This is a genomic window from Nonomuraea sp. NPDC004186 (genome assembly GCF_053603495.1).
In genome coordinates this window covers 1-15,096 of the sequence record NZ_JBSGFQ010000030.1, presented here as the reverse complement: position 1 = coordinate 15,096, position 15,096 = coordinate 1, and the positions used below count along the sequence as shown (strand labels likewise).

Genomic DNA, 15,096 nt, shown 5'->3' with positions numbered 1-15,096 from the left:
GGTGGGAATCATGGCTGGGCTCTTTGGGAGAGGGCGTCGTAGGCGGGGCCGGGTTGGGAGTTGCCCTTCGCGTCGAAGGTCAGGGCCGGGATCGACTCGACGAAGCCGGCTGACGTTCGGGAGAGCAGGCAGATCTCGGCTATGCGGCGTCGGCCGTCCGGGCGGCCGCGGGTCAGGTGGATGACCGCGTCGAGCGCCGCGGCCAGTTGGCTGTGTACGGCTTCCCTGGTCAGACCCGCTGCGCAGCCCAGTGCTTCCAGGCGAGGGGGTACGTCGGCGGCGGTGTTGGCGTGAAGGGTGCCGCAGCCGCCTTCGTGGCCTGTGTTGAGGGCGGCCAGCAGATCCACCACCTCGCTGCCCCTGACCTCCCCCACCACCAAGCGGTCCGGGCGCATGCGCAGCGCTTGGCGTACCAGGTCGCGCAGGCTCACACCGCCTGCGCCCTCCAGGTTCGCCGGGCGGGTTTCCAGGCGGACGATGTGGGGGTGGAGGGGGCGGAGCTCGGCTGAGTCCTCTACCAGGAGCAGGCGTTCTGCCGGGTCGGCGAGCGAGAGCAGGGCGGACAGGAGTGTCGTTTTGCCGGTCCCTGTGCCGCCCGTCACCAGGAACGCCAGCCTGGCGGTCACCATGGCGGTCAGCACCGGGATGGCGGATGGGGTGATCGTGCCCGCCGACACCAGGTCGTCCAGGGTGAACGTACGGCGTGGCGGAAGGCGTAGCGAGACGCAGGTGCCACCGGACGCCACCGGCGGAAGCACGGCGTGGAGGCGGACGCCGCCGGCGAGTCTGGCGTCCACGTACGGGGAGGCGTCGTCGAGTCTCCTGCCCGCGACGGACGCCAGGCGCTGGGCCAGCCGGCGTACGGCCCCGTCGTCCGCGAAGGTCACAGCGGTACGGCGTAGGCCGCCGCCATCGTCTATCCACACCTCGCGCGGGCCGTTGACCAGGACGTCTGTTACGTCTGGCCGGGCCAGGAGCGGCTCCAGGGGGCCGGCACCGATGAGGTCGGCGCAGAGTGCCCTGGCCACCGCGAGGATCTCCGCGTCGCCGTACACGGATTTCTCGGCTCGCAGGGCCACTGCCACCTGGGCGGCGCTGGGTTCCACGCCTGCTCTGGCCAGGCGTACGCGGACTGCTTCGACCAGTTCCTGGGACACCGCCCCTGCGGGTGTGGGCGATTTCAGGGTGCTCATGTCGGGAGGAGGTCTTGTAGGAGTGTGCTGCACAGGGCGCCCATCACGGTGCGGGGGCCCAGCTTGGGCAGCTCGCCCCGGTTGAGGGTGGCGGTGAGTCTCGGCTGGTCGGGCAGGGCGCCGGCGGACGGGATGCCCAGGGCGCCCGCGGCCATGTCGTCGTCCACCACGCCTGGGCGGAGGATCGCGCGGATGTCCGAGGTGTGCTTGCGGGTCTCGCCCAGCACCTGTACGGCCGAGAGGATGCCGCGTACGTCGGCCGTGGCGACCATCAGCGTGGTCTTCGCCCTGGTGAGAGCCTCGATCGCGGCTGGGTCGAGGTGGCGGGGGAGGTCGACGACTATCAGGTCGAAGCCTCGCTGGCCTGCCTCCAGGACGGAACGCATGGCTTGGGCGGGGATCGCCGCCACCTCACCTCTGTGGAAGGAGAGGACCGCCAGGTCGCCGAACGACGGCAGTGCGGCCTGAAGTGCGCTGGAGTTGATCCGGCCCTCTCTGGCGACCAGGTCTCCCCAGCGGGCGCCCGATGCCTCCTCGTGGCCCAACAGGGCGTCTATGCCGCCGCCCAGCGGGTCGGCATCCACCAGCAAGGTCCGGAGGTGGTCTCCCGAGGCGCGCAGGGACAGGCACGCCGACAGCACGCTCGCGCCTGCCCCGCCTCGGCCGCCGATCACGCAGATCACGGATCCTGAGCGGGGGTCGGGCTCCATGGCGTCCGCCAGCCGCTCCACCAGGTGGCGCTCGTCGGTAGGGAGGGTCACGACGGCCTGGGCGCCCACGGCCACGCATTTTCGCCAGGTGTCCGGGTCGTCGGGGGCCCGGGTCACGAGGACAACCTGGTCTCGGGTGGGGGGTGAGCTCGCGGCCACGGCGTCTGCCTGGTCGGCGCCTACTGCTATCAGCGGGGCAAGGTTCCAGAACGGGCGGGCGTGGGCGGGGACGTGGGCCACGTCGAGTTGGGCGCCTGCTGCGGCGGCTATGCGGACCAGGTCGTCGAGCAGGGCGTGGTCTTCGGTGATGACCAGGGGGCGGTGCATGTCGGCCTCTCCGGGGGTGGTGTCGGGAGGCCCACCTTGCTGGAGGTGAGTGGGGTGGGGAGAGGGTGAACGGGGTTCTGGGGATTGTTGGGTGGGGTTGTGGTGGGCCTGTGGATAAGTGGCCTGGCCTGGAGGCGTCGGTGGGGATTGTGGTGCTGCTGTCGCGAAGGCGGTGAGAGGTGTCCGCAGGAGGGTGCGGACTGTGCCGGAGGTGCAGGAGGTGCGGGAGGCCGAAGGTGCGGGAGGTGCCGGAGGTGCGGGAGGTGCCCGGTTAGCGGCGATCCGTGGGAGGGCGCAGTGGCGGGGGCACGGTGAGATACGCCGTGAGAGGGCGCCGTGTCGGAGAGCGCTCGGTGGGAGGCGCTGGCGAAGGCCCGTAGCGGAGTGCGCTTGGCGAGTGAGACGCCGTGGGAGGGAGCGCGGTGGTGGCGGCGCTCGGTGAGAGGCAGGCCGTGGGAAGGCGCCGGGGCCGTGGGAGGGCGGGTGGCGCTGCGGAGGGCGAGTGGCGGTGCGGAGGGCGAGTGGCGGTGCGGAGGGCGTGGTGTACGGACTTGGGGTGGAAAAGGGGCGACCCCCGCCGGGGGGGAGAGCGGGGGTCGCCTGATCGGTCCGGCTCCGGGGGGGTAGAGCCGGTCCCGTTTCAGAAGAAAGCTTTCATCACTTCACCAGAGCCTGGCAAGAGACCGGCAAAGGTCCCCCGTGCACGGTTGCTCCAGTTTCGGGCGATACCCCCGTATGCTGCCCGATGGACTCGAGTTTCGTCGAGGAGCAATCTCGCATTTTCGCCAAGTTTTTTGTCTGCGCCATAACGATCACATAAAGACGGTCACTCTCTGCAATCATCACAGGTTGGTAACCAGATCACGGAGGGTGGCGATGGCGACGTATGCCGGGGCCCCGCTCATAGGCGGGTAAAGGTCTTGGTCCGAGGGCTTCCCATCAGGGCGGATCCGACGTAGAAAGGTGTCACGGACCTCTTGTCCGGGCGCATCAGCCGGGTACCCACGCGCGACCAGCCGCGGGAGGCGCGTCGTGACGGGCTTGACCCGCTCCGACGAATAGAGGTGCACGCTTGGTAACCCGGTGTGATGTGCCAGCAGACGGCGTCTCTTGACTGAGACGCCGTCAGCTATGTCGGCGGCCCGGCCCAACGCTCCCACCTGCGCCTCCGCCGCCGCGGCCTCAGCCTCGTTGCATCGCCTCGCAGATGGCGGTCGCTTCGCGCACCCCGAGACTTACTGCGGAGGCACACTGTTGTACCCACTGGGCGACGCCCTCCGGGGTCCCGCTCAGGTACGCACTCAGGCCCCCGGCGTACGAGGCGTGCTCCAGGTGCCCCACCTCCACGGCCACGAGGGACTTCGGGTCCAGGCCGTACTCGACCAGGGTCAGGCGCTCGGCCGCGCGCGCCACGATCCCGTCCGCCGCGCCGAAAGGACGCAGTACGGCCAGCTCGGCGTGCATGACGGCGGCCAGCACGATCGCGGGCGCCTTCGTGGGCCGTTCGAGCAGCCCGAGCAGCCCCTCCATGCGCGTCGCCGTCTCCGAAGCGCCCGGCGCGGGCCCCAGCCCCAGCGGGTCCGGCGCCTCGTCCACCGCCCGCGGACGGCCCAGTGCGGACTGCGGCGCCAGGCCGGCGGCCGCCACCGTGTGCAGGCGGGCCAGCACCTGCCTCGGCGCCGTCCGCCACAACGAGCCCAGGCGGCCCAACTCCGCCGACGCCCGCAGGGCTCCCTGGACCAGCGGGTCGTGGACCTCGTCCCGGCGCAGGGCGTCGAGGGACACGTCCACGCCTTCCAGGGACGCCGAGGCCCGGGCGCCGCGCAGGGACGACTCCGTCGAGACGGCCGGGCTGGCCCGGCGCAGGACTCGATGGCGGTACAGCCGGTCGACGTCCTGCCTGGCGGAGTCGACCGCCTCGGGGACGCCGGGGAACTCCGCGATGACAGCCAGTGGGTCACTCACGGAAACCGACCTTACCGGCGGGTACGACCGCTCTCGCTCCACCGGGTGACGACCGTACCAGCGCCTCGACGGGAGGCGGGGCGCGCTCAAAAGGTGACCGTGGGTTGAGAAATCACCGGGCGCCGAATATGCGGAGCCCTTTATGGGTCCCCGCCAGATTTCAAGATGACAACGTTTCAATAGCGGTTGTCATGCGACCTGATAAGCGGGGACCCCTCGGTACAGACCTGTCTAGACCTCTTGTGTGTGGAGGCCGTGAGCTGGTGAAGTGGGACACGACCTATCCAATCTGGCCATAGAAGGAGCACGAGGTGGCCCCGGAGACCCCCGGCAACGAGACCCAGGCGCTGTCGAACCTGCTACAGGAGAACCGCCGGTTCGCACCGCCGGCTGACCTGGCGGCGGCCGCGAACGTGACCGCCGCCGCATATGACGAGGCCGCCGCCGACCGTCTCGCCTTCTGGGAGCGTGCGGCCGAGAGGCTGGCGTGGGCCAAACGGTGGGAGACGACCCTCGAGTGGAACGCCCCCTTCGCCAAGTGGTTCGTCGGCGGCGAGCTCAACGTGGCCTACAACTGCGTCGACCGCCACGTCGAGGAGGGCCGCGGCGACAAGGTCGCCTACTACTGGGAGGGTGAGCCCGAGGGCGACACCCGTACCCTGACCTACAGCGACCTCCAGCGCGAGGTCAGCAAGGCCGCCAACGCCCTTCAGGAGCTGGGCGTCGGCAAGGGCGACCGGGTGGCCGTCTACATGCCGATGATCCCCGAGCTGCCGATCGCGATGCTGGCCTGCGCCCGCATCGGGGCGATCCACTCCGTGGTGTTCGGCGGCTTCTCGGCCACGGCGCTGAAGAGCCGGATCGACGACGCCGACGCCAAGCTCGTCATCACCGCCGACGGCGGCTACCGCAGGGGCAACCCGTCCGCGCTCAAGCCCACGGTGGACGAGGCCGTCGCCGAGTGCCCGCAGGTCGAGAACGTCCTCGTCGTACGCCGTACCGGCCAGGACGTCGCCTTCGGCGAGAAGGACGTCTGGTGGCACGACCTGGTCGACCGGCAGAGCGACCAGCACACCGCCGAGCCCCACGACGCCGAGGACCCGCTGTACATCCTCTACACCAGCGGCACCACCGGCAGGCCCAAGGGCATCCTGCACACCACCGGCGGCTACCTCACCCAGACCGCCTGGACGCACCACGCGGTCTTCGACCTCAAGCCCGACACCGACATCTACTGGTGCACGGCCGACATCGGCTGGGTGACCGGCCACTCCTACATCGTGTACGGCCCCCTCGCCAACGGCGCCACCAGCGTCATCTACGAGGGCACTCCCGACACCCCGCACCGCGGCCGGTTCTGGGAGATCGTGCAGAAGTACAAGATCACGATTCTCTACACGGCGCCCACCGCGATCCGGACGTTCATGAAGTGGGGCGACGACATCCCCGCGAAGTTCGACATGTCCAGCCTGCGCATCCTGGGCTCCGTGGGCGAGCCGATCAACCCCGAGGCGTACGTCTGGTACCGCGAGCACATCGGCCACGACCGCTGCCCCGTGGTCGACACCTGGTGGCAGACGGAGACCGGCGCCATCATGATCAGCCCGCTGCCCGGCGTCACCGCGGGCAAGCCGGGCGCCGCGATGCGCCCGCTGCCCGGCATCGCCGCCGACGTGGTGGACGACCAGGGCAACAGCGTCCCCGACGGGGGCGGCGGCTTCCTCGTCGTACGCGAGCCGTGGCCGTCGATGCTCCGCACGATCTGGGGCGACGACCAGCGCTACATCGACACGTACTGGAGCAGGTTCGACGGGATGTACTTCCCCGGCGACGGCGCCAAGAAGGACGACGACGGCGACCTGTGGCTGCTCGGCCGCGTGGACGACGTCATGCTCGTCTCCGGCCACAACATCTCCACCACGGAGGTGGAGAGCGCGCTGGTCAGCCACCCGAAGGTGGCCGAGGCGGCGGTGGTCGGCGCGACCGACCCGGTCACGGGCCAGGCGATCGTGTCGTTCGTGATCCTGCGCGGCTCGGCGGAGGAGAGCGACGACATCGCCGCCGACCTGCGCAACCACGTGGCCAAGACCCTGGGCCCGATCGCCAAGCCGCGCCAGATCCTGGTCGTGCCGGAGCTGCCCAAGACCCGCTCCGGCAAGATCATGCGCCGCCTCCTGCGCGACGTCGCGGAGAACCGCAGCATCGGCGACGTCACCACGCTGGCCGACAGCACGGTGATGAACCTGATCTCGGAGAAGCTCCCGTCCGCCAAGTCCGAGGACTGATCCCACATTCCAGGCGCATGTCCCGAAATATGGGGACATGCGCCTGGCTCTTGAGAGCCTGGGGCGAAGCCCGGAGTACCCGGCGCGGGCGCTATCTTGTTCGATCGGGTAGTTCTGGGAGTGATAGCGGGACTCGCGCTCGACAAGTTTCGGCGTGTTCGGGGCGCCTGGCTGTCAGCGCGGCTCGGCCTGGCGAAACTGTCGGAAGAGCTCCTGGCGGCGGTACCGCTTCACACGGTACGCGAGCGTCGCATCGCGCTGGATGATGTTTGACACGGCCACCAGGCCTCGATAGGAGACGTTCATGCCGCAGACTCCCGAGGAAGAATCCCTGGGCTCGCTGGTCGCCCAGGCGAGCAGTCAGATCTCGGACCTGGTCCGCTCGGAGATCGAGCTGGCCAAGGCCGAGTTCAGGTTCGACGCCAAGCGGGTCGGCACGGCGGGCGGCCTGTTCGCCGCCGCCGCCTTCATGGCGCACCTGTGCCTGATCCTCGCCTCGTTCACGATCGCGTTCGTGCTGGCGCAGTGGCTGCCCAACTGGCTGGCCTTCCTCATCGTGACCGTGTTCTACCTGGTGGTGGCGGGTCTGCTGGTGTTCATCGGGGTCAGGCGGCTCAAGGGACTGGCCGGGATGAAGCGCACCGCCAGGTCGATCAAGGGGCTCAAGGAGATCGCCACGCCTGAGGACGAGACGCTGCCGGCGGTTCGTCCCGATCGTGAGCCGGTGACACGTGATGGCACCTGACGAGTCGGTCGTACAGATCGAGGGACCCTGGACGCACCGCGCGGTCCACGCGGGCGGCACCCGCTTCCACGTCGTCGAGGCGGGCGAGGGGCCGCTGGTGCTGCTGCTGCACGGGTTCCCGCAGTTCTGGTGGACGTGGCGCAACCAGCTCGTCTCGCTGCCGAAGGCGGGTTACCGGGCCGTCGCGGCGGATCTGCGCGGCTACGGCGGCAGCGACAAGCCGCCGCGCGGCTACGACCTGCCCACGCTGGCCGCCGACGCGACCGGCCTGATCAGGGCGCTGGGCGAGACCGGCGCGATCGTGGTGGGGCACGACTGGGGCGGGCTGCTGGCCTGGACGATGGCCGTGCTCGATGCCAAGTGCGTGCACCGGCTGGTCGCCGTGTCCGCCCCGCATCCCCTGCGCCTGCGCAGGGCGCTGCTGGGCGACCCGTTCGGCCAGCTCAGGGCCAGCCGGCAGTCGCTGGGCCACCAGCTGCCGCTGCTGCCCGAGCACCGGCTCAGGCGCCGCGAAGGGGCCCTGGTGGGCCGGTTGCTGGACGACTGGTCGCGGCCCGGCTGGCCCGATCCCGAGACCGCGCGTACGTACCGAGAGGCGTTCCGCATCCCCGCCGTGGCACACTGCGCGCTGGAGTACCACCGCTGGTTCGGCCGCTCCCAGCTGCGCCCGGACGGCCGCCGCTACGCCAGGGCCATGCGCACCGCGGTCGAGGCCCCCACGCTCCACCTGCACGGGGCGCTCGACCCGCGTGCCCTGCCGCGTACGGCGCACGGCTCGGGCCGCTACGTGGCGGCCCCGTACCGGTGGCGGCTGCTCGAAGGAGCCGGCCACTTCCCCCATGAGGAGATCCCCGACGTGTTCGACACCGAGTTGCTCGGCTGGCTGGCCGATCCGGAGCCCGACCGATGAGAGACCGCGATCCCGAGGGCAGGCCCCGTAACGCCAGGCCGCGCGACGCGTACGGCAGGCCGCTCCCCTACGGCGAACCCGGCGTGGCCCGGGTCCCCGACGACTACGCCCCCACCACCGAACAGGCCCTGGCCGACGCCCGCGGCTTCCTCGGCGAGGGCCTGCCGTTCAACGCGCACGAGGTGTTCGAGGGCCGCTGGAAATGCGCGCCGGAGGACGAGCGCGAGCTGTGGCAGGGCCTCGCGCAGATCTGCGTCGGGCTGACGCACCTGCAGCGTGGCAACGGGCGCGGGGCGCTGACCCTCTTCGGCCGTGGCGCCGCCAGGGTCCAGGGGTACGGCGGCGCGTACGACGCGGTCGGCAAGGCGGCCTCGGGGTTCGGCCAGGACAGCGACCCCGACGAGGCCATCGCCGCGATCCTGGACAAGCTGCCCGGCTGAGGGCCGGTCGTCAGTCGCACTTCTGGGTGCTGGCCGGGGTGGTGTCGTTGCGGCCCTGGGCCGCGTCGGGGGCGACCTCCTCGGCCGTCAGGACGTAGCCGGTCTCCTCTTCGTTGATCGCGGCGGCGAAGATCACGCCGTAGACCCGGCCGTCCACCGTGAGCAGCGGGCCGCCCGAGTTGCCGGGCAGCACCTTCCCGCGGATCGCGTACACCTTGCGCCTGACCGTGGCGTCGCGGTAGATGTCGGGCCCCTCGGCGTCGAGCTGCCCGCCGATCCTGGCCGGCTCCGCGGTGAACCCCTTGCTCTTGGGGAACCCGGCGATGATGGCGCTGTCGCCGCGCGAGCCGTCGCCGTCGAAGGAGAGCTGCGGCAGGTCGAGGCCGGGCACGTAGAGGACGGCGATGTCGCGGCGCGGGTTGTAGCGCACGACGGTGGCCGCGTGCGGCGTGTTGTTGGAGTCGATGACCTGCAGGTCGCGGGTCACGCCGGCGACCACGTGGGCGTTGGTCATGATCCGGCCGGGGGCGTAGACGAAGCCGGTGCCCTCGATGTGCTTGTTGCAGCTCTCCGCGTTGCCCTGCACCTTGACGATGGCCCGCCGGGCGCGGCTCAGCTTGGAGCCCTGCAGCACGCTCTGGTCGGGCGGCGGCACGTCGACGATCGTGCCCGCGCCGATGGCGTCGAAGACGGGCGGGAACTCCGACCGGTCGATGAACTTCTTGAACGGCTGCTGCCAGTTGCGCGCGGCCTGCGGGATCACGTCGTCGACGGTGGTCAGCAGCGCGGAGTTCTTCACCTGGTCGACGAGGGGGCTGAAGGCCGTGGAGACGATCAGGGAGCCGATCAGCCAGGCGATCACCAGCACGGACAGCGCGCTGGAGAACGTGCCGCCGACCGCGTCGGCCACCTTGGCGGGCTCCCACGTGACGTGGCTGCGCACGACGGCGCCGAGCGTCGAGGACGCGAACTGGCCGATGGTGGCGGCCAGGAAGACGATCACGATCGCCAGCAGCGCCTGCGGGGTGTCGCCGCTGACCAGGGCCTTGGAGATCGGTGGCGCGATGAAGACGCCGAGCACGGCCCCGCCGACGAACCCCACGAAGCTCATCGCCCCGATGATGAAGCCCTGCCGGTAACCCGAGACGCCGAAGGCGATCACGAGGCCGATCAAGATGAGGTCAAGCAGATCACCGCGCACGTTTCAAAGCTAACCAGGGATACGGTCAAGTGTGCACGTCTTCCGCCAGGACGGCGTCACCGCGTGGCTACCTTGAGCGGTATGCCGTCGGCCGAGGAAACAGTGCGCGATCTCATCGAGGCAGCTCTGTGCGACACCGACCCCGACGGCCCCCTGCGCTGGCACGTGATCTCCGTGCTGCGGCAGCGCGGTGATCTGGAGTCCTTCATCGAGGCGCGCCGGCTGTGCGCCGCGGACACGGTGGCGGAGCGGCTGCTCGGCGTGGACATCATGGGGATGCTGCGGCCGTTCGTGGACCGTACGCTGCCGGTGCTGCGCTACCTGGCGGCCAGCGAGGACGACGCCATGGTGCTCTACTCGGTGCTGATCGCGTTCGGGCACCTGGCCGACCCGCGGTCGCTGCCGTCGGTGATCGAGCTGGCCGGCCACGACGACGCGAGGGTGCGCTACGGCGCCGCGTACGCGCTGCAGCACGTGCTCGGCGATCCCCCGGACCGGGCCGGCCTGGAGACGCTGCGCGCGCTGGCGGCCGACAGCGACAAGGACGTGGCGGGCTGGGCCTCCCTGGGCGTGGCCCTGCGCTCGTCCCGCTAACCCCTGGACGCCAGGTCGATCACTTCCTGCGGGAGGTCCTCCACCTGCGCGGAGTCCCACGGGCGCTCCAGCCCGCCCTCGCGCAGCACGGTGTCGAGCACCATCGCGGTGAACCCCCACACCAGCATCCCCCGCACCCGGAACGCGGGCCCCGCCGACCCTCTCGGATGCCGCAGCGTGACCCGGTTGGCGGGGTCGACCAGCTCGGCGATCGGCACCCGCTCCACGGACTCCACCTCGCTCGGCGAGGCCGCGTGCACGGCCGACGGCTCGCGCCACCAGGCGATGACGGGCGTGACGCGGTTGTCGCTGTGGCTGAGGTACAGCTCGGGCATCGTGCACAGCACGTGGACGCCCGCGGGATCGACCCCGGTCTCCTCCTCGGCCTCGCGCAGCGCCGCCGCGACGGGTCCTCCGTCGTCGGGGTCGACGCCGCCGCCGGGGAAGGCGGGCTGGCCCGCGTGCCTGCGCCCGAGCGTGCTGCGCTGGATGAGCAGGACGTCGGGGCCGAGCGCCCCCTCGCCGAACAGCATCAGCACCGCGGCGGCCCGCCCGCTGCCGTTGGGGGGCGTCCACCACCGCGGTACGTCGAAGCGCTGAGCCTGCGCCGCCAGTCGGTCGAGCCAGTCGGGCACTTGGGTCACGCATCCTCCAACACGCCGGGACACCGGGGACTTCCCGCGATCACGAGAAGGGGCCGGGCCTGACGAGCTTCTCGGCCTCGGCCGCCGCCGTGGGGCCGGTGCCGTACGACGGGCAGAGCGCGGCCAGCGGGCACACACCGCACGCGGGCCGCCGTGCGTGGCAGATGCGGCGGCCGTGCCAGATCACCCGATGGGAGAAGATCGTCCACTCGCGTTTGGGCAGCAGCTCCCCCACGACGTGCTCGATCTTGACGGGGTCGGTCTCCTCCGTCCAGCCGAACCGCCGCACCAGCCGCTGGAAGTGGGTGTCGACGGTGAGCCCTGGCACGTCGAACGCGTTGCCCAGCACCACATTGGCGGTCTTGCGACCCACGCCGGGCAGGGTGACCAGGTCCTTCAGCTTGCCGGGCACCTCGCCGCCGTACTTCTCGCACACCGCCTGCGCCATGCCGATGATGCTGTTGGTCTTCGCGCGGAAGAAGCCGGTCGAGCGGATGATCTCCTCCATCTCGGACCGGTCTGCGGCGGCGTAGTCCTCCACTGTCGGATATTTCGCGAAGAGGACGGGGGTGACCATGTTGACCCGCTTGTCCGTGCACTGGGCGGAGAGGATGGTCGCGACCAGAAGTTCTAACGGGTTGCCGAAGTCGAGCTCGCAGTGGGCCTCTGGATAGGTGTCCGCGAGGATGCGGTTCATCTTGCGGGCCCGCCGTACCAATGCGAGCCGGGTCTCCGGCTTGCGCCCCGCCGCGTTCGTGGCCATGCCGCAAGACTAGAAGCTTCCGCGAACCGTTGAACCCAGGACGGCCCCGCTCGCGTACAAGGGGGCGACACGGGAGGGCGGTGGCCATGAGCGGTCAGGGTGCGGTGCTGTCGGACTTCGTGCGTACATCGGGGCCTTTGCGGGGGCAGGCGCTGCATCGCCTGGCCCTGACCTGCGCCTCCGCGGTGGCCAAGCTGCACGCCCGCGGCAACGTGGGGCTCCGGCTCAGCCACGAGAGCGTCGCGCTCGGCGCCCACGGCCAGGTGCTGATCGGCTGGCAGCCCGGCGTCACGCCGGGTTCGGCGGCCGACGACGTGCTGGCCTGGGCCGACCTGGTGGTCTTCGCGGCCACGGGCCGCACGGACGGCGACCCCGCCGTCCTGCCTCCCGCGCTGCACCTGGCGGTACGGCAGTGCCGCCAGGCCGACCCCACGGCCCGCCCGCGCGCGGCCGACGTGCTTCGCGTGCTGCTCGGCCAGTCGGTGGCGGCCGCGGTGGCCTCCGTGGACGGTCTTCTCGCCTCCTGAGAGGGCGTTGCGCGAGTTGATGTCCTTTTCGTCGTTTGCGCTGGGCAGGGAAGGCTGGTCAGAATCTGCTGGCAGGACCGAAGGCGGCCCCGATGAGGGTCTCGGCGGCGGCGCGGGCGTGGGCAGCCGTGGCGGGGTCCCCGGTGATGGCGGCCGTGGTCTGGGCGCCTTCGGCGAGCAGGGCCAGCTGCGGGGCGAGGTAGCCGGGACCACCCGCCTCGCGGACCAGGTCGGCGACATGGCGCTGGAAAGAGGTCTTCTGCTCCCTGACCGCCTCGGCGACCCGGCTGCTGCCACCGGCCAGCTCGCCGAAGAAGTTGATGAAGGCGCAGCCCCGGAAGTCGTCCTCGCGGAACCATTCCGCCAGAAAGTCGAAGACGGCCAGCATCCGGTCGCGCGGCGTGCGGGCGGCGGCGAGGGCGCGGGCCACGCCGGTGTCCCACTGCTCGGTCCGGTGGCGGAGCACTGCCAGGACGAGGTCGTCCTTGGAGGGAAACAGGGCGTAGATGCGCTTCAGCGAGACACCCGCCTCGGTGCGGACGGCGTCCATGCCGACGGCCTGGACGCCGTGGGCGTAGAACAACCGGTCGGCGGTGGAGACGACCTGGTCACGTGCTGTTTCCTCATCGATCACGAGAGCTCCAGTTGCGCAGAGAACCAGCGTTCTCTACTGTAGTGGACATACGCGGAGAACGATCGTTCTCTAGCGAATGGGAGGGAGATTTCTCATGGGCCACATCAAGGTAGGCACCGAGAACAGCACCGACGTCGAGCTGTACTACGAGGACCAGGGATCCGGCCAGCCGGTCGTCCTCATCCACGGCTACCCCCTGAACGGGCACAGCTGGGAGCGTCAGACGCGCGAGCTGCTCGCCGCCGGCTACCGGGTGATCACCTACGACCGCCGCGGCTTCGGCCAGTCGAGCAAGGTCGGGAGCGGGTACGACTACGACACCTTCGCAGCCGACCTGAACACGCTGCTGGAGACGCTCGACCTGCGCGAGGTCATTCTCGTCGGGTTCTCCATGGGCACCGGCGAACTCGCCCGCTACGTCAAGAACCACGGCCACGAGCGCGTCGCCAAGCTGGCCTTCCTGGCGTCGCTGGAGCCGTACCTGGTGGAGGCGGACGACAACCCCGCCGGAGTACCGCAGTCGGTGTTCGACGGCATCGTCGCCACTGCCCGCGCCGACCGATACGCCTGGTTCACGCAGTTCTACAAGGACTTCTACAACCTGGATGAGAATCTCGGCACGAGGATCAGCCAGGAGGTCGTCGCCGCCAACTGGAACACCGCCACGACCTCCGCCCCGGTCGCCGCGTACGCGGTGGTGGCGGCGTGGATCGAGGACTTCCGCCAGGACGTCGCGGCGGTGCGCGCGGCCGGAAAGCCGTCACTCATCCTGCACGGCACCAGGGACAACATCCTCCCGATCGACGCCACCGGGCGTCGTTTCCACGAGGCGTTCCCGGAGGCGCACTACGTCGAGGTCGAGGGCGCCCCGCACGGCCTGCTGTGGACGCACGCCGATGAGGTCAACGAGGCACTGCTGGCCTTCGCCGCCAAGTGACCCCGCCGCCGGGGTGGCACTACCCGCTACCCCGGCGGCTGCCTGGCCACGGCGTGCGGCTCGTCCCGGGTTGTTCGCTCAACCGCAGCCCTAGCCCGCCCGCGAAGTCCCTGACCAGCCTTCCCTGCCCAGCGCAAACGACGAAAAGGACATCAACTCACGCAACGCCCTCTGAGACTCTTCTGCGGCACAGGGGAGGGTCGATAGCCCCTGAAACCAGGGCATCAGGTACCTTTCCCCTGAATACGACTCATCCCAAAAGCGCAGAACACTCCAGCATTCCCATAACCTGTGTGTGCCACGCAGAGTGGGGTGAGTCACAATGGCAGCAGAGGAGGCAGAGTGAACACCGAAGACGTGCTGGGCAAGGCCCCCCTGTTCGCCGCGCTGGACCGCGAGAGCGCCGCGGCGCTGCGTACGAGCATCACGGAGGTCCAGCTCTCCAAGGGACAGACGCTCTTCCACGAGAACGAGACCGGCGACCGGCTCTACGTCGTGCTGGAAGGCAAGATCAAGCTGTCCCGCACCTCGCCCGACGGACGGGAAAACCTGCTGAGCGTGCTCGGGCCGAGCGAGATGTTCGGCGAGCTGTCGCTGTTCGACCCGCGACCGCGTACGGCCTCGGCGACGGCGCTGACCGACGTGCGGCTGGCCGGGCTCGGCCACGACGACCTGCGCCCCTGGCTGACCGGCCGCCCCGAGGTGGCGCTCCACCTGCTGCGCGCGCTCGCCCAGCGGCTGCGCCGCACCAACGACGTGCTGGCCGACCTGGTCTTCACCGACGTGCCCGGGCGCGTGGCCAAGCAGCTGCTCGACCTGGCCGAGCGGTTCGGCACCAAGACGGACGACGGCCTGCGAGTGCACCACGACCTGACGCAGGAAGAGCTGGCGCAGCTCGTCGGCGCCTCGCGCGAGACGGTCAACAAGGCGCTGGCCGACTTCGCCCAGCGCGGCTGGCTGCGGATCGAGGCCAAGGCCGTGGTGATCCTCGACATGGACCGGCTCTACAACCGGTCCAGGTAGTCGAGCTGGGCCACGACCGACATCTCGGCGGCGGCCCAGAGCGAGCGGTCGACGTCGGCGTACACGATCTTGACGATCTCCCGCGGCGTGCGCGCGCCCTGGGTGAGGAACTACTAAAAATAAGACCCACCCGCGGCGCGGTGCCGCCGGTCGGCCACCCCCTAGAGAGGACCCCAGGTGAACAAGGCCATCGTGCTG

At 70.3% G+C, this 15,096-nt stretch carries 17 protein-coding genes; 8 read left to right on the top strand and 9 right to left on the bottom strand.

What is annotated here, in order from left to right; translation table 11 throughout:
- Window positions 1-8 precede the first annotated feature (8 nt).
- From ACWEPL_RS24200 to ACWEPL_RS24190, 3 genes are all read right to left on the bottom strand, one after another.
- Complete coding sequence (locus ACWEPL_RS24200; protein ID WP_363976919.1) at window positions 9-1,193, bottom strand: TadA family conjugal transfer-associated ATPase; 1,185 nt, start codon at window positions 1,191-1,193, stop codon at window positions 9-11.
- Window positions 1,190-2,230, bottom strand: coding sequence for a septum site-determining protein Ssd (gene ssd, locus ACWEPL_RS24195; protein ID WP_363976922.1), 1,041 nt, complete (start codon window positions 2,228-2,230; stop codon window positions 1,190-1,192). Before ssd ends, ACWEPL_RS24200 begins: the two co-directional genes overlap by 4 nt.
- Window positions 2,231-3,412: 1,182 nt before the next feature.
- Window positions 3,413-4,195, bottom strand: a complete 783-nt coding sequence (locus ACWEPL_RS24190; protein WP_363976925.1) for a Fic family protein — start codon at window positions 4,193-4,195, stop codon at window positions 3,413-3,415.
- Window positions 4,196-4,506: 311 nt separating this feature from the next.
- Between ACWEPL_RS24190 and acs the strand changes: the two genes are divergently transcribed.
- The gene (acs, locus tag ACWEPL_RS24185; protein ID WP_363976928.1) at window positions 4,507-6,480 is read left to right on the top strand and encodes an acetate--CoA ligase; all 1,974 of its coding nucleotides are present in this window, start codon (window positions 4,507-4,509) and stop codon (window positions 6,478-6,480) included.
- Window positions 6,481-6,654: 174 nt separating this feature from the next.
- On the opposite strand, the gene ACWEPL_RS24180 is transcribed toward acs, so the two are convergent.
- Window positions 6,655-6,786, bottom strand: a complete 132-nt coding sequence (locus ACWEPL_RS24180; protein ID WP_350732724.1) for a hypothetical protein — start codon at window positions 6,784-6,786, stop codon at window positions 6,655-6,657.
- On the opposite strand from ACWEPL_RS24180, the gene ACWEPL_RS24175 reads away from it, so the two are divergent.
- Genes ACWEPL_RS24175 through ACWEPL_RS24165 form a run of 3 tightly spaced genes read left to right on the top strand, consistent with a single transcriptional unit; the run spans window position 6,785 to window position 8,575 of the window.
- Window positions 6,785-7,225 (top strand): phage holin family protein, encoded by a 441-nt coding sequence (locus tag ACWEPL_RS24175; protein ID WP_192789404.1) that lies wholly within the window; start codon window positions 6,785-6,787, stop codon window positions 7,223-7,225. The genes ACWEPL_RS24180 and ACWEPL_RS24175 overlap by 2 nt on opposite strands.
- Entirely contained in the window at window positions 7,215-8,135 is a 921-nt protein-coding gene (locus ACWEPL_RS24170; protein WP_452437511.1) for an alpha/beta fold hydrolase, read from the top strand. Before ACWEPL_RS24175 ends, ACWEPL_RS24170 begins: the two co-directional genes overlap by 11 nt.
- On the top strand, window positions 8,132-8,575 hold the full coding sequence (locus tag ACWEPL_RS24165) for a DUF309 domain-containing protein (RefSeq protein WP_363976935.1): 444 nt from the start codon (window positions 8,132-8,134) through the stop codon (window positions 8,573-8,575). The genes ACWEPL_RS24170 and ACWEPL_RS24165 overlap by 4 nt, the downstream gene beginning before the upstream one ends.
- A 10-nt stretch (window positions 8,576-8,585) precedes the next feature.
- Here the strand turns inward: ACWEPL_RS24165 and ACWEPL_RS24160 are convergent, their stop codons facing one another.
- On the bottom strand, window positions 8,586-9,776 hold the full coding sequence (locus ACWEPL_RS24160; protein WP_363976938.1) for a MarP family serine protease: 1,191 nt from the start codon (window positions 9,774-9,776) through the stop codon (window positions 8,586-8,588).
- Window positions 9,777-9,857: 81 nt separating this feature from the next.
- Between ACWEPL_RS24160 and ACWEPL_RS24155 the strand changes: the two genes are divergently transcribed.
- On the top strand, window positions 9,858-10,370 hold the full coding sequence (locus tag ACWEPL_RS24155) for a HEAT repeat domain-containing protein (protein WP_363976941.1): 513 nt from the start codon (window positions 9,858-9,860) through the stop codon (window positions 10,368-10,370).
- Here the strand turns inward: ACWEPL_RS24155 and ACWEPL_RS24150 are convergent.
- Window positions 10,367-11,014 carry an NUDIX hydrolase gene (locus tag ACWEPL_RS24150; protein ID WP_452437510.1) on the bottom strand — a complete coding sequence of 216 codons (648 nt, stop codon included), beginning with the start codon at window positions 11,012-11,014 and terminating at the stop codon, window positions 10,367-10,369. The genes ACWEPL_RS24155 and ACWEPL_RS24150 overlap by 4 nt on opposite strands.
- A 40-nt stretch (window positions 11,015-11,054) precedes the next feature.
- Window positions 11,055-11,777, bottom strand: a complete 723-nt coding sequence (gene nth / locus ACWEPL_RS24145; protein WP_350732715.1) for an endonuclease III — start codon at window positions 11,775-11,777, stop codon at window positions 11,055-11,057.
- Between the two features lie 86 nt (window positions 11,778-11,863).
- On the opposite strand from nth, the gene ACWEPL_RS24140 reads away from it, so the two are divergent.
- The gene (locus tag ACWEPL_RS24140; RefSeq protein ID WP_350732713.1) at window positions 11,864-12,304 is read left to right on the top strand and encodes a hypothetical protein; all 441 of its coding nucleotides are present in this window, start codon (window positions 11,864-11,866) and stop codon (window positions 12,302-12,304) included.
- 58 nt (window positions 12,305-12,362) lie between these two features.
- On the opposite strand, the gene ACWEPL_RS24135 is transcribed toward ACWEPL_RS24140, so the two are convergent.
- The gene (locus tag ACWEPL_RS24135; protein ID WP_452437509.1) at window positions 12,363-12,938 is read right to left on the bottom strand and encodes a TetR/AcrR family transcriptional regulator; all 576 of its coding nucleotides are present in this window, start codon (window positions 12,936-12,938) and stop codon (window positions 12,363-12,365) included.
- A gap of 94 nt (window positions 12,939-13,032) precedes the next feature.
- On the opposite strand from ACWEPL_RS24135, the gene ACWEPL_RS24130 reads away from it, so the two are divergent.
- Window positions 13,033-13,875, top strand: coding sequence for an alpha/beta fold hydrolase (locus tag ACWEPL_RS24130; protein WP_355200551.1), 843 nt, complete (start codon window positions 13,033-13,035; stop codon window positions 13,873-13,875).
- Window positions 13,876-14,217: 342 nt separating this feature from the next.
- Entirely contained in the window at window positions 14,218-14,898 is a 681-nt protein-coding gene (locus ACWEPL_RS24125) for a Crp/Fnr family transcriptional regulator (RefSeq protein ID WP_185069893.1), read from the top strand.
- On the opposite strand, the gene ACWEPL_RS24120 is transcribed toward ACWEPL_RS24125, so the two are convergent.
- The gene (locus ACWEPL_RS24120) at window positions 14,880-14,963 is read right to left on the bottom strand and encodes a hypothetical protein (RefSeq protein ID WP_364846714.1); all 84 of its coding nucleotides are present in this window, start codon (window positions 14,961-14,963) and stop codon (window positions 14,880-14,882) included. The two genes, ACWEPL_RS24125 and ACWEPL_RS24120, sit on opposite strands and share 19 nt — an antisense overlap.
- Window positions 14,964-15,096: the final 133 nt, after the last annotated feature.